This window comes from Wielerella bovis (assembly GCF_022354465.1).
Taxonomy (GTDB): domain Bacteria; phylum Pseudomonadota; class Gammaproteobacteria; order Burkholderiales; family Neisseriaceae; genus Wielerella; species Wielerella bovis.
On record NZ_CP092361.1, the window covers coordinates 1,816,256 to 1,835,435 of the forward strand.

At 42.9% G+C, this 19,180-nt stretch carries 19 protein-coding genes; 13 read left to right on the plus strand and 6 right to left on the minus strand.

Annotated features, from left to right (window positions below):
- Positions 1-212 precede the first annotated feature (212 nt).
- The 11 genes from MIS45_RS08865 (at position 213) to MIS45_RS08905 (ending at position 9,081) form a co-directional block, all read left to right on the plus strand.
- Positions 213-1,097 carry an NAD(+)/NADH kinase gene (locus MIS45_RS08865; RefSeq protein ID WP_249445661.1) on the plus strand — a complete coding sequence of 295 codons (885 nt, stop codon included), beginning with the start codon at positions 213-215 and terminating at the stop codon, positions 1,095-1,097.
- A gap of 310 nt (positions 1,098-1,407) precedes the next feature.
- The gene (locus MIS45_RS08870; RefSeq protein ID WP_249450262.1) at positions 1,408-1,758 is read left to right on the plus strand and encodes a hypothetical protein; all 351 of its coding nucleotides are present in this window, start codon (positions 1,408-1,410) and stop codon (positions 1,756-1,758) included.
- Between the two features lie 28 nt (positions 1,759-1,786).
- The gene (locus MIS45_RS08875) at positions 1,787-2,455 is read left to right on the plus strand and encodes a glutathione S-transferase (protein ID WP_249450263.1); all 669 of its coding nucleotides are present in this window, start codon (positions 1,787-1,789) and stop codon (positions 2,453-2,455) included.
- An 18-nt stretch (positions 2,456-2,473) separates the two neighbouring features.
- A complete protein-coding gene (locus tag MIS45_RS11390; RefSeq protein ID WP_283397415.1) occupies positions 2,474-2,596 on the plus strand; it encodes a hypothetical protein in 123 nt (40 codons plus the stop codon).
- Between the two features lie 48 nt (positions 2,597-2,644).
- On the plus strand, positions 2,645-2,941 hold the full coding sequence (locus tag MIS45_RS08880) for a hypothetical protein (RefSeq protein WP_249450264.1): 297 nt from the start codon (positions 2,645-2,647) through the stop codon (positions 2,939-2,941).
- A gap of 120 nt (positions 2,942-3,061) precedes the next feature.
- Complete coding sequence (locus MIS45_RS08885) at positions 3,062-3,826, plus strand: hypothetical protein (RefSeq protein ID WP_249450265.1); 765 nt, start codon at positions 3,062-3,064, stop codon at positions 3,824-3,826.
- A 184-nt stretch (positions 3,827-4,010) separates the two neighbouring features.
- Positions 4,011-6,419, plus strand: a complete 2,409-nt coding sequence (gene gyrB / locus MIS45_RS08890) for a DNA topoisomerase (ATP-hydrolyzing) subunit B (RefSeq protein WP_249450266.1) — start codon at positions 4,011-4,013, stop codon at positions 6,417-6,419.
- 45 nt (positions 6,420-6,464) lie between these two features.
- The gene (locus MIS45_RS11395) at positions 6,465-6,596 is read left to right on the plus strand and encodes a hypothetical protein (protein WP_283397416.1); all 132 of its coding nucleotides are present in this window, start codon (positions 6,465-6,467) and stop codon (positions 6,594-6,596) included.
- Between the two features lie 155 nt (positions 6,597-6,751).
- Positions 6,752-8,167 (plus strand): DUF4026 domain-containing protein, encoded by a 1,416-nt coding sequence (locus tag MIS45_RS08895; RefSeq protein ID WP_249450267.1) that lies wholly within the window; start codon positions 6,752-6,754, stop codon positions 8,165-8,167.
- A gap of 36 nt (positions 8,168-8,203) precedes the next feature.
- The gene (locus MIS45_RS08900) at positions 8,204-8,359 is read left to right on the plus strand and encodes a hypothetical protein (RefSeq protein WP_249446615.1); all 156 of its coding nucleotides are present in this window, start codon (positions 8,204-8,206) and stop codon (positions 8,357-8,359) included.
- Positions 8,356-9,081 (plus strand): metal ABC transporter ATP-binding protein, encoded by a 726-nt coding sequence (locus MIS45_RS08905; RefSeq protein ID WP_249445669.1) that lies wholly within the window; start codon positions 8,356-8,358, stop codon positions 9,079-9,081. Before MIS45_RS08900 ends, MIS45_RS08905 begins: the two co-directional genes overlap by 4 nt.
- Before the next feature lie 231 nt (positions 9,082-9,312).
- Here the strand turns inward: MIS45_RS08905 and lgt are convergent, their stop codons facing one another.
- From lgt to MIS45_RS08930, 5 genes are all read right to left on the minus strand, one after another.
- Positions 9,313-10,164, minus strand: a complete 852-nt coding sequence (gene lgt, locus MIS45_RS08910) for a prolipoprotein diacylglyceryl transferase (RefSeq protein ID WP_249450268.1) — start codon at positions 10,162-10,164, stop codon at positions 9,313-9,315.
- 83 nt (positions 10,165-10,247) lie between these two features.
- Positions 10,248-11,570, minus strand: coding sequence for a tRNA (N6-isopentenyl adenosine(37)-C2)-methylthiotransferase MiaB (gene miaB / locus MIS45_RS08915; RefSeq protein ID WP_249449330.1), 1,323 nt, complete (start codon positions 11,568-11,570; stop codon positions 10,248-10,250).
- 780 nt (positions 11,571-12,350) lie between these two features.
- Positions 12,351-13,628, minus strand: a complete 1,278-nt coding sequence (locus MIS45_RS08920; RefSeq protein WP_249449329.1) for an O-acetylhomoserine aminocarboxypropyltransferase/cysteine synthase family protein — start codon at positions 13,626-13,628, stop codon at positions 12,351-12,353.
- 357 nt (positions 13,629-13,985) lie between these two features.
- Positions 13,986-14,186 (minus strand): hypothetical protein, encoded by a 201-nt coding sequence (locus MIS45_RS08925; protein WP_249450269.1) that lies wholly within the window; start codon positions 14,184-14,186, stop codon positions 13,986-13,988.
- 471 nt (positions 14,187-14,657) lie between these two features.
- Entirely contained in the window at positions 14,658-15,059 is a 402-nt protein-coding gene (locus MIS45_RS08930) for a helix-turn-helix domain-containing protein (RefSeq protein WP_249450270.1), read from the minus strand.
- Positions 15,060-15,201: 142 nt separating this feature from the next.
- Between MIS45_RS08930 and MIS45_RS08935 the strand changes: the two genes are divergently transcribed.
- Positions 15,202-16,458 carry a toxin-antitoxin system YwqK family antitoxin gene (locus MIS45_RS08935; protein WP_249450271.1) on the plus strand — a complete coding sequence of 419 codons (1,257 nt, stop codon included), beginning with the start codon at positions 15,202-15,204 and terminating at the stop codon, positions 16,456-16,458.
- 143 nt (positions 16,459-16,601) lie between these two features.
- On the opposite strand, the gene MIS45_RS08940 is transcribed toward MIS45_RS08935, so the two are convergent.
- Entirely contained in the window at positions 16,602-17,960 is a 1,359-nt protein-coding gene (locus MIS45_RS08940) for a PFL family protein (protein WP_249449327.1), read from the minus strand.
- 297 nt (positions 17,961-18,257) lie between these two features.
- Between MIS45_RS08940 and MIS45_RS08945 the strand changes: the two genes are divergently transcribed.
- Complete coding sequence (locus MIS45_RS08945) at positions 18,258-19,175, plus strand: hypothetical protein (RefSeq protein WP_249450272.1); 918 nt, start codon at positions 18,258-18,260, stop codon at positions 19,173-19,175.
- Positions 19,176-19,180: the final 5 nt, after the last annotated feature.

Genomic DNA, 19,180 nt, shown 5'->3' on the forward strand with positions numbered 1-19,180 from the left:
TTTTTGAATCCAATATTTTTATATTTATCCCTAGGGGCTAATGACAATTTGGGCGCGATGTTGGTTTTGCAGATAAATTCGTTCAATTCAAGGCGAAAATGTGAGCCAATGCGTTCCATTGGCGAGTATTTTCAACGCAGAATTGGACGAATTTAGCGCAAAATCCAACCGCGAACGAATTGTCATTAGCCCCTATCATTGCACCACATAATATGAAAACCCAATTTCAACGTATCGGCATACTGACTCGACCTCTCACGACCGACATTGCGCCCGTTATCCACGATTTGATTGTCTTTTTGCAACAAGAAGATTTACATATTATTTTGGATAAACAATGTGTTGATGAAGGATTGGTTAGCACATCTGACCAGAGTATCTGCCAAATCAGCGACAATATCGGGCAAGACAGCGACCTGATTCTCGTATTAGGTGGCGATGGCACATTTTTGTCTGCTGCACGCAAAGCGGCTCCCTATCGTGTGCCACTTATTGGTGTGAATCAAGGACATTTAGGCTTTTTGACCCAAGTAACACGCGAAAATATGGTCAGCGAATTGCGTAAAATGTTTGCAGGGCAATATTTGGCAGACGAATGCATTGTATTAGAAACCACCGTACAGCGAGAAGGACACGAAATTTATCATGGCATTGCGCTCAATGACACCGTTTTATCGCGTGGTGGCGCAGGGCAAATGATTGAATTTGAAATTTTTATCAATGATGAATTTGTTTGTACACAACGTTCAGATGGTTTAATTGTATCCACACCAACAGGTTCAACAGCTTATTCTTTGGCAGCAGGTGGTTCTATTTTACAAACAGCCATTCGCGCTTTCACATTGGTGCCAATTTGTCCACAATCCATGTCCAACCGCCCGTTGATTATTGCCGATGACTGCGAAATTCGCATTTTAATTACCAAAGCAGGCGATGCGCGTGTGCATTATGATGGACAATCGTTTTTGGATATTCAAAGTAAAGATGAAATTATTATCCACCGTTATCGCCACTCTTTGCGTGTGTTGCATCCTGTGGATTATCAATATTACAAAACCTTGCGCCAAAAATTACGCTGGGGTGAGCAGTTGATTTAGAACTTGAACCTTTGCCAAAATTCAAAATTGTAGGTCATATTCTTGAATCCAACCTACGAATTTTCAGGCAGCCTGAGACCCTCTCCCCCAAAGCAACACAACTGTTTTGGGGTGAGGCAACAAAAATAATAGTATATGTTCAACATTAGCCCCAATTCCTCCATAAGTTGCTTCTTTCAGGCTGAAAATTGGGCGAATTAGAACAAATTCGAGTATAATGTTGGGATATTTTTCAAGCAGCCTAAAAAATATTTACAAAATAAAATCAAATACTTTATCTTTAACGCAGCCTGAATAGCAAGATTAATTAATGATGCTAACCCTACACATTTATTTCAACCAAATCCAAATTCATCACAACGGCGTTACTATTAACCATCGTGGTACATTCAGCAACAGTCGCATGATTGTGGCTGATTTTCTTGCATTTCAGGCTGCCATTAAAATGGCAGCGGAAAAACAAATCTACACACCACCGAGCAAATTGTTTGGCAATCTTCGCGCCACGCCGATTGGTTTGGACGTGCGCGAGCAGTTGGCGGACGGATTGTCGCCAGTTGAATATAAAGTTTTGTTGGAAACTTTGCTGGCTTTGGGCATCAAACCCGTCAAACCTGAACAAGTTTTGTATCACGACAAAATACCCTTTCAGGCTGTCTGAAAAAAAAATCAAAGAAAGCGAAAACACAATGCTCACCCTATTTGCCCTGAAACAATCACGCGCCTACCGCATTGCATGGTTATTGGAATTGCTCGGCGCGGAATATCAAGTGGAAATTTTTGAACGCGACCCCAACAGCAAACTCGCGCCTGAAAGCCTGCGCCGCGTTCATCCGCTCGGCAAATCGCCTTTGATTCAAGACGGCGAGCAAATCATTGCCGAAAGCGGTGCGATTTGCGAATACTTGTTGGCGAAATTTGACGCGCATGGCAGCTACCAAATCGCGCCCGACCATGCCGATTATTGGGCGTATCACCAATGGCTGCATTATGCCGAAGGTTCCTTAATGCCCCTGTTGGTGATGACTTTGATTTTCCGCAAAATTGACGCGACACCCAAACCGTTTTTTGCCAAACCCATCGCGCAGAAATTGACCGATGGTGTGCGCCAAAGTTTTCTGAATCCGCAAATCAAATTGCATTTGGATTATGTGGAACAACAACTTAACGGCAAAACATGGCTGGTGGGCGACAAAATCACAGCTGCCGATGTGATGATGTCTTTCCCTTTGCAGGCTGCCAGCTCACGCGCACCGAGTGCGGATTATCCGAATATTGCCGCTTATGTCGCCCGAATCGCAGCCGAACCGCACTATCAGCAAGCCGAAAACAAATTGGGGAAATTAACGATTTTGTGATTGTTCAGGCAGCCTGAAATGCAAAAAACAATTTTGATTTTATTGGAATATTTGTTTGGCACAGTCATTTTGTTTTTCATATACCAAAGCTCGGGGCATTATGTGCCTGTTTTGTTGGTGTGGCTGGTTTATGTGTTGTGACAGACAATAAAATGGCGCAAAAAGATTTTCAGGCAGCCTGAAAAATATGTGGCTTTGGGATTGATGTTGTTGTCGCTTATTTGGTTGGTTTATGTGAATGAAATCAATTTGATGAACCACAGAATATTGAAAAGCCATGTGGGTTTAGCCCAACAACGTGCGGCACATTCTGAACTTTTTTCAGAAACCAATCCCCAAAAATTGCCGCCTGAATTTTCCGTGAAAAAACAAAATGGGCAAATTCAAATCATGGAATATCGCAAAAGAAATTGGCTGTTTTTATTTGATGATTGTTTTGAACGATACGATTTTCAGAAACAAGTGTTTCAGGAATATTGTCAGTAAAGTTTTCAGGCAGCCTGAAACCGCGTAGGGTGCGTACCACGCACCGAATTTGCCACGATTTGAAATTTTTGGTGCGTGATTGGACTTTAATGAAGAATATTTATTAATGATAGGAAAAAAATGTTAAGAAAAATCGTTGTGCTTGCTTGTGTATTGCTGGCTGCTTGTACCAGCTACCATACGCCTAAAAATTATTCCGATGATTTTTCACCTATGGTATTTCTTGGAATGGAAGCTGTTCAAATCAGCAGTTTGATTCAAACCCCCGATAATAAAATCTATTTACTTGGTGAAAAAGAAGATTATGAATTTTCGGCAACAGAAGCCCGTTATTTGGCACCTTTGTTGCAACCGTCTTACATGATACCTATTTTGAAGGAGCAGGAAGGAAGCGGCTCTTTGGGCATCGTGCTTTATGCTGACCGCAGTAACAATAAGATACAATTAGAATATGGACTTTATCTTGATGTTAAGCATTTAGATACACTTCGTGATAGCGTGAGAGGGTTAGATAAACGGTGGCGTGTATTTTATGGTTCAGGAGATTGTTACGCAGAAGATTTTTTCAAGATGAATCCCAGCGAATGTTCAAATGATAAGCCTCGCGATAAGATGAATTTTATCATTGACCGCCATCCTATTAATGGGCGTATTGTGCAATTAGATAATCGGGAAGAGATTTTGAAAGATTCTGCACAGTCGTTTCCGATTGAAGTTTCTCTCCGTAATTACCGTGTCAAAAGAGGCTCTGAAAAATTAGGAGATATGACACACTCGGCAACTGGTGGAGTAAAAAAGGCTGCTTTGATTGTTACTGCACCGATATGGGTACCCCCCATGTTATTATTGCTTCGCAAATGTGGTAGAGCTTGCGTTGGTGGATAGTTTGCCACAATGTGAAATATGGTGTGTGTGGTATGCCCCCACAAAAGAGCCGCCATTTTCAGACAGCCTGAAAAAAATAAACCGTAGGGTGCAACTTGTTGCATCGCCACCCAAATTCCCCCAAACGATGCGACAGGTTGCACCCTACAAAAAATTTCATTATTGATTAAAAAAGAAAAACATCATGACCGAACAAATCCCCCAAAACACCCCCGAATACGGCGCAGACAGCATTCAAGTATTGGAAGGCTTGGAAGCCGTCCGCAAACGCCCTGGTATGTACATTGGCGACACCCAAGACGGCTCGGGCTTGCACCACATGGTGTTTGAAGTGCTGGACAACGCCATTGACGAAGCACTCGCGGGCTATTGCGACAACATCACGGTCGCCATCAACGCGGACGAATCCATTACCATTGAAGACAACGGGCGCGGCATTCCCACAGGCATTCATCCCAAAGAAGGACGCTCCGCCGCCGAAGTCATCATGACCATACTCCACGCAGGCGGTAAGTTTGACAACAACAGCTACAAAGTATCGGGTGGTTTGCATGGCGTAGGCGTGTCCGTTGTGAACGCGCTTTCAGACTGGCTGAAACTCACGATTTGGCGCGAAGGCAAAGAACATTTTGTGGAATTCAAACGTGGCGAAACGGTAGAACCGCTCAAAGTCGTAGGCGAATGTGCGCCCGACCAAAACGGCACGCGCGTGCAATTTCTCGCCAGCGAAGAAACTTTTGGCACGGTACAATACAAATTTGAAACGCTCGCCAAACGCATTCGTGAATTGTCCTTTTTAAACAATGGTGTAAAAATTGAATTGTTGGACAAACGTGATGGCAAAAGCGAAAATTTTGCCGAAAGCGGCGGCGTGGTCGGTTTTGTGCAATACACGACTGGCAGCAAAAAACCGTTGCACGACAAAGTGTTCTACGCGATTGGCGAAAAAGACGGCATGACGGTGGAATGCGCGATGCAATGGAACGAAAGTTACCAAGAATCCGTGCAATGTTTCACCAACAATATTCCGCAACGCGATGGCGGCACGCATTTGACCGCCTTGCGCCAAGCCATGACGCGCACGATTAACCAATACATTGAAGCCAACGAAATCGCCAAAAAAGCCAAAATTGACACATCTGGCGATGACATGCGCGAAGGTTTGACCTGCATTTTGTCGGTTAAATTGCCCGACCCGAAATTCAGCTCGCAAACCAAAGACAAGCTGGTTTCCAGCGAAATCGCGCCCGTTGTGAATGAAGTTTTGTCGCAAGCCTTGCACGATTTTCTGGAAGAAAATCCGAATGATGCGAAAATCATCTGCGGCAAAATCGTGGAAGCCGCCCGCGCCCGTGAAGCCGCCCGCAAAGCCCGTGAATTGACGCGCAGAAAAGGCGTGATGGACGGTTTGGGTTTACCCGGTAAATTGGCGGATTGTCAGGAAAAAGACCCTGCATTATCAGAACTTTATCTGGTGGAGGGCGATTCGGCAGGGGGTTCGGCAAAACAAGGGCGCGACCGCAAATTCCAAGCCATTTTGCCGCTCAAAGGCAAGATTTTGAACGTGGAAAAAGCGCGTTTTGAAAAAATGTTGGCAAGTCAAGAAGTTGCCACGCTGATTACCGCCTTGGGAACGAGCATCGGCAAAGAAGAGTTCAATTTGGAAAAATTGCGTTACCACCGCATCATCATCATGACGGACGCGGACGTGGACGGTGCACACATTCGCACGCTGTTGCTGACGTTTTTCTATCGCCAAATGCCCGAATTGATTGAACGCGGCTACGTTTACATCGCCCAACCGCCACTCTACAAAGCAAAACACGGCAAAACCGAACGCTACCTGAAAGACGAAGCGGAAAAAGACGAATTTTTATTGAGTTTGGCTTTGGACGGTGCGAAATTGGTTTCAGGCAGCCGCGTGGTAGAAGACGCGGAATTGGCGAAATTGGCGAAACAATTTTTGCGCGCGCGAAACACGATTGCGGAAGAAAGCCGTGTGATTGACGCGGCGGTGTTACGCGCTTTGGTGGATTGTGAAGCGATTGATTTATCAAATGAAAATGCGGCTAAAAATGCGATTGCCACGCTTTCAGGCTGCCTGAAAAATCAGGAAATTGCGCTGGAATATGTGGTGGGCAACGAGGGCGGTCATTTCATCAAAATCACGCGCCAGTTGCACGGCAATGTGATGGTGTCCTACCTTGACCAGAAATTTGTGGACAGCAAAGCCTACCAAGTGTTGCGCAAAACGGCAGAACAGCAGCGCGGTTTGATTGACGAAAATGGCGCGGCTTTGCACAAAGGCGAGCAGATTCACAAGATTGCCGATTTTGAGCAGGCTTTGGATTTGTTGCTGCAAAACGCGCAAAAAGGCATGATGATTCAACGCTATAAAGGTCTGGGCGAGATGAACCCTGAGCAGCTTTGGGAAACGACCATGAACCCCGAAGTGCGCCGTTTGCTGAAAGTGAAAATTGAAGATGCGATTGCGGCAGATGAGATTTTCGTTACGCTGATGGGCGATGAAGTGGAACCGCGCAGGGCATTTATTGAGAGCAATGCGCTTGTGGCACAAAATATTGATATTTAATTAGAAAAAAAATGTTTCAGGCAGCCTTACAGTACACGACAAAAAATGATTTCCGTAGGTCGGGCATTTATGCCCGACATTGATGAATCACGGCGTATTGTGTCGGACATGAATGCCCGACCTACAACTTCAAAAAAATTGTCATGTACTGTAAGGCAGCCTGAAAGTTTTTGGTAGAACTTTTCAGGCTGTCTTATATGATTATTTAAACCTTTCAGGCTGCCTGAAATATGGTCATTTCAAATTAAAATAATACGGCATTACCAGTTCCCTTATTACACGGCGGTCGCTATCGTCTTATCAGGTTAATTTCAACAACACAAGGAAACTCTATGTACAGCCCTACCCTATCCATCTACGATGATTTGAAAAATGGCGATTACCAAGCACCCAGTATTTATTTGGCGGCATTGAAAAACCGCATCGCCAATCCCGATGTGGAAACCGTGCGTCAACGTTTGCAAAAAGTCTTGCAACGCGAAGACATTGCCGAAATTGTGTTGGTGGAACAAAACGAAGACGATGACGGCATTCGCATCGTGTTACGCGCCGAAGACGATGACGATGCGGAAGACGATGAGCCAACCTTTTTCCTATTTGAAATCAAATTTATCAACGATTTTGAGGCCGATGAATGGTCATATGAAGCCGCCGAATACCGCAACCGCAATTTGCTGGAAGACGAGCGCGTGGAAATGCACCAAACGCCACAACTGATTGAATGTACGACTTATTTCAATCCGCATTGGGGTTTGACACATTGGCTGGTTCAGTTGGCGGTGTTGGACGCGGTGGGTGGAGAATGCTATGCCATTCAAGACCTTGTCGCATCAACATTTTTAAGTGGCACATGGCTGGCTGAAATGGCAGAAACCCAGACACCGCCCAGTTTGGAATGCGCCTATGTCATTCACGCGATTACACCCGATGACCCTGAAAATGGTACTTACTGGTTGCACACGCATGGTTTATTGAAATTTGGGCTGCCTGAATTAGAAATGTTATGCGTGAAACAATCGCAACTGTCTGCTTGTCAAGGTATTTTGACTACCACCACTGTACGTTTGTTTGCCGAACCCGAATCGTGGTATCAAGATGAAACCATGTTGGTTGCTCACAATGAACAAGGCGACATAGCGGTACATTTGTTGGCGTGGCAAGACGCATTGCAACATAATTTATTTGCTGCCAAAAAAGCAGGCTTGTTTGGTTTATTTGCCGCTAAAAAAGATGAGGGATTCAGTGGCGATTTGAGCGAACGCACCGAAGGCGATATTCACACCGAGCCCTCTATGGTTATTTTGCCCGATGTGGACGGCAAAATGGCACATTGGGCAGATTTAACAGAAATATTGAATGAAGACAATCACATGATGTTGCTGTTACCGAATATGGAAACGGCGCGCATGTATTATTTGGCAGCGGAAAAATTGCCCGCGTTTACGCGTTGCTTTCAGCGTTTTGCGCCCGAAGAAGGCGTTTGGGGCTATATGATGAAAATCGCTTGCACATCGCCCAGCACAGAAGCGACCGAGCATATGTGGTTTGTGGTGCAGGATTTGGACGATGAAAATGTTACCGCCGAATTGGTCAATCAGCCGTTTGAAATCCCAGAATTGCAGGCGGGCGAAAGTTATACTTTACCTTTGGACGATGTAACAGATTGGTGTATTTATTCATCACCTTTGCAAATGCGGATCGCACCCGATGATGTATATCGTTTGAAACGGTATTTGCAGGCAAATTAATTTTTTCAGGCAGCCTTACTAAAAACATTATTTATTATGAAAAATTCTTTACTTTTAACAGGTTTAGCACAACGATTATTACTTGCCGCGATTGCCCTATGTCTATTATGGGGTGTCTATTTTTGGGCGGTTTCAGGTGAAGCTAATAACATAGATATGGACGAGCTACCTGTGGCGGAGCATACAGAATGAGTATTCTAATCAATAATTTAACTGTAAGCTACCAAGCACGCCCAGCGGTGCATCATGTTGACATGGAATTTCCCGATGCATGTATGTACGCCATTTTTGGTCCAAATGGTGCAGGTAAATCCACCCTACTCAAAGCAATTATGGGCCTGTTGCCATACAGCACAGGAACAATACATTGGCAAAATATGCAACGGCGTGATTTAGCGTATTTGCCCCAACAATCCGATGTGGACAGGTCGCAACCGATGAGTGTGTTTGAATTAGCAGCTATGGGTTTGTGGTACGAAATTGGCTTTTTTGGCAATGTATCGGCGGCACAACGCGAACGTGTTCAGGCTGCCTTGCAGCGTGTGGAAATGGGTGATTTTGCCCAACGTAGTATCAGTGAATTGTCTAATGGACAATTTCAGCGTGTTTTATTTGCGCGAATGTTGGTGCAAGATGCGAAATTTCTACTGTTAGATGAACCTTTTAATGCAGTAGATGCAAAAACGACATTTGCCTTATTGGAAGTTTTGCGCCAAGAAAATCGCAATGGCAAGGCGATTGTGGCGGTGTTACACGATTATGAGCAGGTGCGTGCGTATTTTCCGCACACATTTTTGATGGCGCGTGAGAAAGTAGCGTGTGGCAAAACGGAGGATGTGTTATGCGATGAATTGCTGCTAAAAGCCAATGCTTTGGCACAAGCGGCGGAAGAAGATGAATGGTGTGTGAATTAACTTTTTCAGGCTGCCTTTTATGAGGTTCAATACATGATTATAGTCAATTAAAATAAGACGTTACCCACGCCCTTATGTACTATTTGTACACAATGGGCGTGGTCGCCTTGCATCTTTCTTATTTTACTTCACTATAGTCAGTTAAAATACAACAAAATGCAGCCTGAAAACTTATTTTCAGGCTGCATACTAATCCATGCAAAATCAATATTTCAGCTCTATTGCTGATTTTCAGGCTGCCTTTTGCTTACCAAAATAAACAAAACCAATCACACCCAAAATAATCATAGGCACACTCAACCATTGTCCCATAGACATGCCCATGCCAAGCAAACCCAGTTGTGCATCAGGTTCACGCGCAAATTCTGCAATAAAGCGGAATACGCCATAACCACCTAAAAACAAAGCAGAAACCTGTCCTTCTGGGCGCGCTTTTTTGGAAAAAATCCACACCATCACAAATAAACACAAACCTTCCAGCGCAAATTGATACAGCTGAGATGGATGACGTGGCAAATAACCATATTGCGTCAACCATGTGGCATATTGGGCATTAACTTGTGCCAACGCGGCATCGGCAAATTTAGCTTGTGGAAAACCCATCGCCCAAAAATGATTCGGGTCGGTAACGCGTCCCCATAATTCGCCGTTGATAAAATTGCCAATGCGCCCAGATGCTAAACCTGTGGCAACCAATGGTGCAACAAAATCCAAGGCTTGCAAAAAGCGCATTTTGTGTTTGCGTGCGAACAAAAATACGGCAAGTACCACGCCCAAAAATCCGCCATGAAACGACATGCCACCTTCCCAAATTTTGAAAATGTCCAGCGGATTGGTCAGATATTGATTGAGATTGTAGAACAAAATATAGCCGAAGCGTCCGCCTAAAATCACACCGACCACGCCCCATGTGAGTAAATCGTCCAACATTTCATTGGTAAACAAAGTGTTGCCTGCTTTGATGCGTTTGCGACCAAGCCACACAAATAGAACAAAACCGACAATGTAGCTCAATGCGTACCAGCGAATTGCAAGTGGCCCAAGTTGGATGGCAACTGGGTCAAAATTGGGATGAATAAACATAAATATCAATAGGATAAAAAATCAAATAAAACTTTTTTCAGGCTGCCTGAAAATAAATATTTATTTAGGCAGCCTGAAAAGAATTAGGCAAGCAATTCGCCTGTCAATGAGAATGTACGTGCTTCTGTGATTTCCAATTCAACCATTTGATTAATCAAAGAAACATCTCCAAAGAAATTCACCACGCGATTATTTGCCGTACGCGCTTGCAACATATCGGGGTCTTTTTTGGACACGCCTTCCACCAAACAGCGTTGGATTGTGCCGAGCATGGTTTGGTTGATTCGGGCGGTTTCCGCTTCAATCACTTCGTTCAGGGCTTCCAAACGGCGCACTTTTTCCGCGTGGGGTGTGTCGTCTGGCAAATTCGCGGCTGGCGTCCCTGGGCGCGGACTGTAAATGAACACAAAGCTCAAATCAAACGCGATGTCTTTGACCAATTTCAAAGTTTGCTCAAATTCGCGTTCCGTTTCCCCTGGGAAACCGACAATGAAATCCGAACTCAAACACAAATCGGGGCGAATGGCGCGCAATTTGCGGATAATGGATTTGTATTCCAAAGCCGTGTAACCGCGTTTCATCGCGCTCAACACGCGGTCAGAACCGCTTTGAATCGGCAAATGCAAATGCGAAACCAATTTCGGCAAATCGCGATAACATTCAATAATCGCGTCCGAAAATTCGCGTGGGTGGCTGGTTGTGAAACGCATGCGCTCAATACCAGGGATTTCATGCACAATCCGCAACAAAGTCGCAAAATCGCAAATTTCGCCATCGTCCATTGCGCCGCGATAGGCGTTCACGTTTTGTCCCAACAAGTTGATTTCTTTCACGCCTTGTTGTGCCAAACCTGCAATTTCGGTCAAAACGTCATTGAGTGGGCGCGAAAATTCTTCGCCGCGCGTGTAAGGCACCACGCAGAAACTGCAATATTTGGAGCAGCCTTCCATAATGGAAATGAACGCGCTGCCGCCTTCCACACGCGCTGGCGGCAGGTGGTCAAATTTTTCAATTTCGGGGAAAGAAATGTCCACTTGCGACAAGCCTGTGGTTTCCTTGTCCATAATCATTTTGGGGAGACGGTGCAAAGTTTGTGGACCAAACACCACATCAACATAAGGCGCACGTTCCACAATCGCTTCGCCTTCTTGCGATGCCACGCAGCCGCCCACACCAATGATTAAATTGGGATTTTGTTTTTTCAAATGTTTCACTCGACCCAAATCGGAAAACACTTTTTCTTGCGCTTTTTCGCGCACGGAGCAGGTGTTGAACAAAATGATGTCGGCTTGTTCTGGTTCGGAAACCTGTTGCAATTCATCGCCTTCTGCCAAAACGGAGAGCATTTTTTCGCTGTCGTATTCGTTCATTTGACAGCCGAATGTGCGGATAAAAACTTTTTTCATGGTTTGTGTACTTTCAGGTAGCCCGTAATTGCGGGGCTGATGTTGAAAAATATTTTCAGGCTGCCTAATCTTTGTCTAATCCATTCAGGCTGCCTGAAAACTCGTAGCTTGGATATTTGTACCCAACAATTTTTCAAATAAAATAAATATTTATTAAATATATAAAATGTCGGATTCAAAAATCCGACTACAATTTTAGGCTTTGTATAGTGGATTCACTAAATCAGGACAAGGCGACAGCGACCGTCGTGTACACATACATAGTACATAAGGGAGCTGACAACGCTGTACTGGTTTAGTGAATTCACTATAAAAGTTTCAGCCTGAAATATTTTTCAGGCTGCCTATAAAAATAGAAAAATCGTATTATATAGCTAACTCAATTTAAAACAAGTATAGCCGTTTGAAATTAACACATACAGCGTTGCCAGCTCCATTAGCGGTCGCTGTCGCCCTGTCGGTGTTAATTTAAAACGACTATAATTAACTATAAAACTGTCGGATACAATTATCCAACTTCGACTTTAGGCAGCCTGAATAGATTAAAAATTTCAGGCTGCCTAAATTTTAAGAACTTATACTCATAAGCTTAATATAGTCGTGGAAATGAAAATGCAGTACAAGGCGACAACGCCCGCCGTGTACGAATAGTACATAAGGGCGTTGGCAACGCCGTACTGCTTTTTCAGTTCTGCAACTATATCTTGCTTTTATTGCCAATCTACTAGCTTACTGTATTGAATTTTAAATAATTATTCATAAAATTAATAAAACAGGTTCTTATTCTTTCGCTGCTGCCAATGCTTGCGTTAAATCATCAATCAAATCATCAATATGTTCAATACCGATACTTAAACGAATCATATCCACTGGCACACCAGCTGCTGCCAATTCTGCTTCATTCAATTGGCGATGAGTAGTTGTAGCAGGATGAGTCGCCAATGATTTTGCATCGCCAATGTTTACCAAGCGTAAAAACAGTTGCAGCGCATCAATGAATTTTGCGCCTGCCTCACGTCCGCCCTTGATGCCAAAACTTAATAGACCAGATGCTTTGCCGTCATAATCACGGTCAATCAAAGATTTAAATGGGCTATTATCCAAAGCAGGATAATTGACCCATGCAACTTGTGGATGATTTTGCAAAAATTGCGCTACTTTCAAAGCATTCTCGCAATGACGTTCCATGCGTAACGATAAAGTCTCCAAGCCTTGCAACAATAAAAATGCGCTTTGTGGCGACAATGCTGCGCCTGTATTGCGTAATGGCACGACACGCGCTCTGGCAATATACGCAGCTGCACCAAAGGATTCGGTGTAATTCACGCCGTGATAGGAAATATCGGGGCGGTTGAAAATCGCATCAAAACGTGGATTACCAGCCCATGTAAATTTGCCACTATCAATGATGGCACCGCCAATTGTTGTACCGTGTCCGCCAATATATTTGGTTAAAGATTGCACCACAATATCTGCTCCGTGTTCAATCGGGCGGAACAGAGCTGGCGATGGTACGGTATTATCCACCATCAACGGCAAACCTTGTGCGTGTGCTGCTTGGGCAAAGGCGGCAATGTCCACCACATTAATCGCAGGATTACCAATGGATTCGCAATAAACCAAACGGGTTCGTTCATCGGTAACAGCAGCGATTTGTTCGGGTTGGTCGGGGTCAATGAAACGAACTTCAATGCCTTGACGCGGCAGGCTGTGGGCAAAGAAATTGTAGGTACCACCGTATAAGGTTTTGGTTGCAATGATGTTGTCACCTGCTTCCACCAAGTTTTGCACGGCATAAGTAATCGCTGCCATGCCACTGGCAACCGCAAGTGCAGCAATGCCACCTTCCAACTGTGCCACACGTTCTTCCAATACAGCGGTGGTGGGATTCATGATGCGCGTGTAGATGTTGCCAGCCACATTTAAATTAAACAAATCTGCGCCATGCTGCGTATTGTCAAACGTGTAGGATGTGGTTTGATAAATCGGTACAGCGGCAGCTTTGGTGGTGGGTTCAGATTTGTAGCCTGCGTGTAAGGCGATGGTTTCGCGTTTCATATTGTTTCCTTTGTATGATGGTTGGTTAAAAAAGTTTCAGGCAGCCTGAAACTGATAAAATCCATTCTTAGAACCTGTATTCATCATTTTGGTAGCTTGATTTTGTTGATTTTTTTGCGAACACAAGGCGGGTTTTGTGCCCATAGCGAGACCATTGGCATAAAAATCCAACGCAGTAGGCGCGGAAAAAAACAATAAAAGCAAGCCATCAAGGTTGTGAATACAGGTTCTTAATTATGGTACACAAAATGACATTCATCAAATATAGTAAATTAAAATAAGAAATCTGCTTCGTTGCCCACGCCCTTATGTACTTGGTGTACACGGCGAGCGTTGTCGCCTTGCATCTTTCTTATTTTAATTCACTATATCATGATTTTCAGATGCTGCTTGATTTTTTCGTTTCATTTCTTGGCATACTTGATAAGTAAAATCTTCCCATTTCAAATGTAAATAACACACCATGCCCAATGTAAACGGCAATAACGCCATCCACCAAGCACTCATTTCAAAAGCAAGATAAATTAGCGTACCGAATGCCATTAAAAACAATATCATGAAAACAATATCAGGCAACCATAAGTCAGATTCTTTGAATCCGACAAATTTTGTGCTTGCTGAAAAAATGTCAGATACAAATATCCGACCCACATCCATTTTTACCTTTGCTCAATATAAAAGGCAGCCTGAAACTTTTCAGGCTGCCTAAAACCTGTCCCCTCCCACGCTGGCGGGGGAGCGTTAGGGGGCAGACTTACCAAGTTCTTCAATTTCATACCGCGTAGGTCGGATACTTGTATCCGACAAAACTTGTGGTTGCGTCTGAAAAGGAACAGATTGGCGGTAACTTCAAAAAATTGTCGTGTACTGAAAGGCAGCCTGAAAACTTATTTGATATTGGGCTATTAACATAAAAATCATTTTATATTCAAATATATGATTATAGGCAGCCTGAAAGAGATTTAAAGACATTGTGCTTATTGGTAGGGCAGCGAGGACATACTCTACGTTTACTAAAAATATTATGTACTATTGATTTTTAATTTGTTGTTTCAATAATTCAAACATTTCTTTAATCATAATTAATTCTTGGTTTTTTTGTGCTAATAATTCATCTTTATGTTGAATAATTAAATTAAGTTTTTGAATTTCAGATGCATCATTACCAAATAAGTTTACATTACCAATATTTTGATTATTATCGCTGTCTTTAATTTGAATAGTAATTCCATTAACATCTTTTTTAATTAAATCGGAAATATCAATATTTAAAACTTGTGCAATCTGTTCCAGTTTTTCAATATTTAAACGTACTTCACCACGTTCAATCCGCGCATAACCACTTGGCGACATTTCTAACTTTTCAGCCATTTCTTCTTGCGACCATTGATTTAATTCGCGTGCTAAACGGATTTTTTCATAAGTTTCCATATTTTTTGCTCTTTTTTGAAAGTTACTGCACTTTTAAGCTCTAGCTTAAAGCAGTTTTGATCAGTAAATTAACTTGATTTTTAATTCTATCACGGTGCAATGCATTGTACCATCTCTTGAACTTGATAAATTGGAGAACAAAATGAAACACTTTTTTATAACTTGCTGCACTGCTTTATTAATTTCTGCTTGCTCACAGCAAGTGGATTTTAGTGAAACAAATGTTGTTAGTGGTAGAATTTTTGAAGCGAGTACGAATAAACCATTTAGTGGCAAAGTAACCAATATTCCCTATATTCAACTTCCTATCCAGTATGCAACTGCTGCTTTACAAATGTATGTTGAAATTTCAGGTAGCAAAAGTATATTAAATTCCATACAAAAGGGCGGTATTTCTGCTTTCATGAATGATAGTGGTAAAGATTTTCCGATTGTATGTGATATTACAGTTAAAGAAGGTAATTTATCTGGACCTGTATCATGTCATATCAATGGTAATACACACTTGGAAATATTTTCTTTTAATTTTGAAAATAATGCATTAAATGGGGAAATAAAAATCAGCGACTTAAATAACGAACAGACAAGCACCATTCCTGTGTTTAATGGGAATATGGTTAATGGAAAATTAGATGGTAAATTTACTATATCCAGTAAGCACACAGGTAAAATCATTGCAACAGGACAATTAATCTCTGGGAAATTAGATGGAGAGCGAGTATTTTATAGTGCAGATGGAACTTTATTTGAAAAAGATAATTATACCAAAGGTACTTTAGTAAGCAAAACCATTTATAATCCACAGACAGGGCAGCCATTTACAACTGCAGTTTATAATGAATATGGGCAACATATTATGGATTGGGCAAAAGTAGAGTTTATCGCAACAAATGAAAAAGGAGAATTAGCAGATAAAATTCGTATTTTTAGGGTAACTGAATACCAAAGTTTTATCCAAGAGGATGGATTTAAAAATACAAGAATAACGAAAAAAATATATTACAATGTAGATACTGGTGCATTGCTGGGTGTGTTAACTTATAAAGATGGTAGCCCTTTTAATGGAATAGATTATGGTATGAATGATAAAGGAATAATTAATGATGAACATAATAGAGAATACATTAATGGTAACGTAGGCAAAACAAAAGCAGAATTAGAGCAAGAAGAGGAAAACGCCAAACAAGCTGCAGAATATGAGCGTATTAGAGAAGAAGAAAAACAAAGAGCTGCTGCGGAACAAGAAATTCAAGCACGAGAATTAGAGCGTGAATTTAGAGCTAAAGTAGAAGAGGAGTTTCAAAATTGCCTACAAAATACAGCAGTCGATTATCCTAATTTAACGGAGAATGAAATCCAACGACGTTGTGAGATAGATAAAGAATTTATGTTGAAATAAACTAATGTAATTCGGCATTTAGGCTGTCTGAACATCAATTCTTCATAAACTGCACAATAACTGTAAGTCAGTTTGTTACTTTTGTTCAATATAAAAAGGCAGCCTGAAAAGCCATTTGTAAACTTTTCAGGCTGCCTCATTCATCAATTCTTCATCGACTGCACAGGCGCAGGAATCCGCCCACCGCGATTGACAAACACTTCACACGAACCTTCTTTCACAGGCATAATCGGCGCGTAGCCCAGCAAACCGCCAAATTCCACGCTCTCGCCCACGTCTTTGCCCGTAACGGGGATAATCCGCACCGCCGTTGTTTTGCTGTTAATCATGCCAATGGCGGCTTCGTCTGCGATAATGCCTGAAATGGTTGCCGCGCTGGTTTTGCCCGCCACCGCAATCATGTCCAAACCGACTGAACACACCGCCGTCATCGCTTCCAATTTATCCAGCGTGAGAATACCGCTTTCCGCCGCCGCAATCATGCCTTCGTCTTCCGACACGGGAATGAACGCGCCACTCAAACCGCCCACCGCGCTGCTTGCCATCATGCCGCCTTTTTTCACCGCGTCATTGAGCAAAGCCAGAGCCGCCGTTGTGCCATGCGTACCGCACACCGACAAACCCATGCTTTCCAAAATCCGCGCCACGCTGTCGCCGACCGCAGGTGTGGGTGCCAGCGACAAGTCCAAAATGCCAAACGGAATGTTCAACATTTTCGCTGCTTCCTGCCCGATTAATTCGCCCACGCGCGTGATTTTGAACGCGGTTTTCTTCACAATTTCCGCGATTTCCGTTAAATCATGGCTGTCGCAACCCTGTAAGGCAGCCTGAACCACGCCCGGACCCGATACGCCTACATTGATAATCGCGTCCGCTTCGCCCGAACCGTGAAACGCGCCCGCCATAAACGGATTGTCTTCCACCGCATTACAAAACACCACGATTTTGGCGCAACCAAAGCCTTCGGGCGTGATGTTTGCCGTTTCCTTGATGATTTCGCCCGCCAATTTGACCGCGTCCATATTAATCCCAGCGCGGGTTGAACCGATGTTGATGGACGAGCAGACAATATCGGTGGTTTTCATCGCTTCGGGAATGCTGCGAATCAGCGTTTCATCGGCTGGCGACATGCCTTTTTGCACCAGCGCGGAAAAGCCGCCAATAAACGATACACCTATGTCTTTCGCTGCCTTATCAAGGGTTTGGGCGATGGAAACATAGCTGTCTGCGCCTGTTGCTGCTGCGATTTGCGCGATGGGGGTAACTGAAATGCGCTGATTCACAATGGGTACGCCGTATTTGGCAGACAAATATTGTGCGGTTTTGACCAAATCTTTGCCAATGCGTGTGATTTTATTGTAAATATTTTGGTTTAATATGTTGATATCGGGGTGAATGCAATCGTGCAAATCAATACCGATGGTAATGGTGCGCACGTCAAAATTTTGCTCGGCGACCATATTGATGGTTTCTAGGATTTCGTTGGTGTGGAGATTATTCATGGGTTTCCTTGAAAATTAGATTTGGGTTTTCAGGCAGCCTGAAACGATATAGCAATATTTGTAAGGTATAACTTATTGTACCAAAAATCTCAAATTACTCAATTATTTGAAATGATGTAACGAGTTTTACCCTACATTGTTGTGTATTTTCAGGCAGCCTGAAAGTTATTCAAATTCAGTAATTTCACTTTTTATTAACAGAATATTTCGGCTCACCAATCTGATAAGACGAAATCAATTTTTTCAAATCATCGTTCACTTTGTGTCGGGCATGAATGCCCGACCTACAAATTCAAATTGTTATATACTGTAAAGCTGCCTGAAACTGGTAAAATCAATGCCATTATTGTACATAAAATGGGGTTTATCCCAATATGTATGAATGCGTCCATTCCCAATCCATTTCATACCATCGTGGCAGAATTTTACCAAGTTTTTGCCTATCCCAAGCCTGCACAACGATTGAATGTTTGCGATTGCGGTCGTTGCGTACACCCTGATTTTGAACGGGAAATGCGTACTTTGTCCTTGCGTGAATTGCAAAAAGCCCATATTTATGAATACATTCGTACAGTCTCATTGATTGGTGCTGTCTCATTGGAAGCCGAACGCCCCGATGAAGTCCGTTATTTTTTGCCGCGCATGGTGGAATTGTTCACGCAGGGCAAAGAATTGCACCATTCCATTGAAGTATATTTCAAGCGCGTAGGCGAATGCGTTGCCCATTTTACACCAACAGAAATGGCTTTATGGCAACGATTTTGTAATGAATATTTGATGGCTTTACTGAGTATTTATCCTTATGAAAAAATAGATTGGAAAGTTAAGGATATTGGAAACGATTTATTCAATTATGTGGTCATGTTCCACATTGGCTGTGCGGACATTCAACCATTTTTGGCTTTTTGGGCGACACAAAACACGCCACAATCCACACTGAATTATGTTTTGAATGCCTATGGCGAATATTGGGGCGAGCGTTATCACACTTATCCGCCTGCTTGTTCATGGCACAATGAATTTGCCAATGATTATCCCGAACTGAAAATCATCATGGAAAATTGGCTGAATCATCCGCAACATAAAGCGCATTTTGTAAATTGTTTGCTGGATTTAAGCGCAGATGAAATTCAAAAATACCATGACGCATACGATAAGATGGGTATTTGGGCTTACAACAGCATAGATGATTTATTTGATATTTTGACGGAATAAATTTG

What these genes read in the sequence shown, in the direction of transcription:
- MIS45_RS08865 (WP_249445661.1), top strand. Translation starts at nt 213, where the DNA reads ATGAAAACCCAATTTCAACGTATCGGCATACTGACTCGACCTCTCACG.
- MIS45_RS08870 (WP_249450262.1), top strand. Translation starts at nt 1,408, where the DNA reads ATGATGCTAACCCTACACATTTATTTCAACCAAATCCAAATTCATCAC.
- MIS45_RS08875 (WP_249450263.1), top strand. Translation starts at nt 1,787, where the DNA reads ATGCTCACCCTATTTGCCCTGAAACAATCACGCGCCTACCGCATTGCA.
- MIS45_RS11390 (WP_283397415.1), top strand. Translation starts at nt 2,474, where the DNA reads ATGCAAAAAACAATTTTGATTTTATTGGAATATTTGTTTGGCACAGTC.
- MIS45_RS08885 (WP_249450265.1), top strand. Translation starts at nt 3,062, where the DNA reads ATGTTAAGAAAAATCGTTGTGCTTGCTTGTGTATTGCTGGCTGCTTGT.
- gyrB (WP_249450266.1), top strand. Translation starts at nt 4,011, where the DNA reads ATGACCGAACAAATCCCCCAAAACACCCCCGAATACGGCGCAGACAGC.
- MIS45_RS11395 (WP_283397416.1), top strand. Translation starts at nt 6,465, where the DNA reads ATGATTTCCGTAGGTCGGGCATTTATGCCCGACATTGATGAATCACGG.
- MIS45_RS08895 (WP_249450267.1), top strand. Translation starts at nt 6,752, where the DNA reads ATGTACAGCCCTACCCTATCCATCTACGATGATTTGAAAAATGGCGAT.
- MIS45_RS08900 (WP_249446615.1), top strand. Translation starts at nt 8,204, where the DNA reads ATGAAAAATTCTTTACTTTTAACAGGTTTAGCACAACGATTATTACTT.
- MIS45_RS08905 (WP_249445669.1), top strand. Translation starts at nt 8,356, where the DNA reads ATGAGTATTCTAATCAATAATTTAACTGTAAGCTACCAAGCACGCCCA.
- lgt (WP_249450268.1), bottom strand. Translation starts at nt 10,164, where the DNA reads ATGTTTATTCATCCCAATTTTGACCCAGTTGCCATCCAACTTGGGCCA.
- miaB (WP_249449330.1), bottom strand. Translation starts at nt 11,570, where the DNA reads ATGAAAAAAGTTTTTATCCGCACATTCGGCTGTCAAATGAACGAATAC.
- MIS45_RS08920 (WP_249449329.1), bottom strand. Translation starts at nt 13,628, where the DNA reads ATGAAACGCGAAACCATCGCCTTACACGCAGGCTACAAATCTGAACCC.
- MIS45_RS08925 (WP_249450269.1), bottom strand. Translation starts at nt 14,186, where the DNA reads ATGATATTGTTTTTAATGGCATTCGGTACGCTAATTTATCTTGCTTTT.
- MIS45_RS08930 (WP_249450270.1), bottom strand. Translation starts at nt 15,059, where the DNA reads ATGGAAACTTATGAAAAAATCCGTTTAGCACGCGAATTAAATCAATGG.
- MIS45_RS08935 (WP_249450271.1), top strand. Translation starts at nt 15,202, where the DNA reads ATGAAACACTTTTTTATAACTTGCTGCACTGCTTTATTAATTTCTGCT.
- MIS45_RS08940 (WP_249449327.1), bottom strand. Translation starts at nt 17,960, where the DNA reads ATGAATAATCTCCACACCAACGAAATCCTAGAAACCATCAATATGGTC.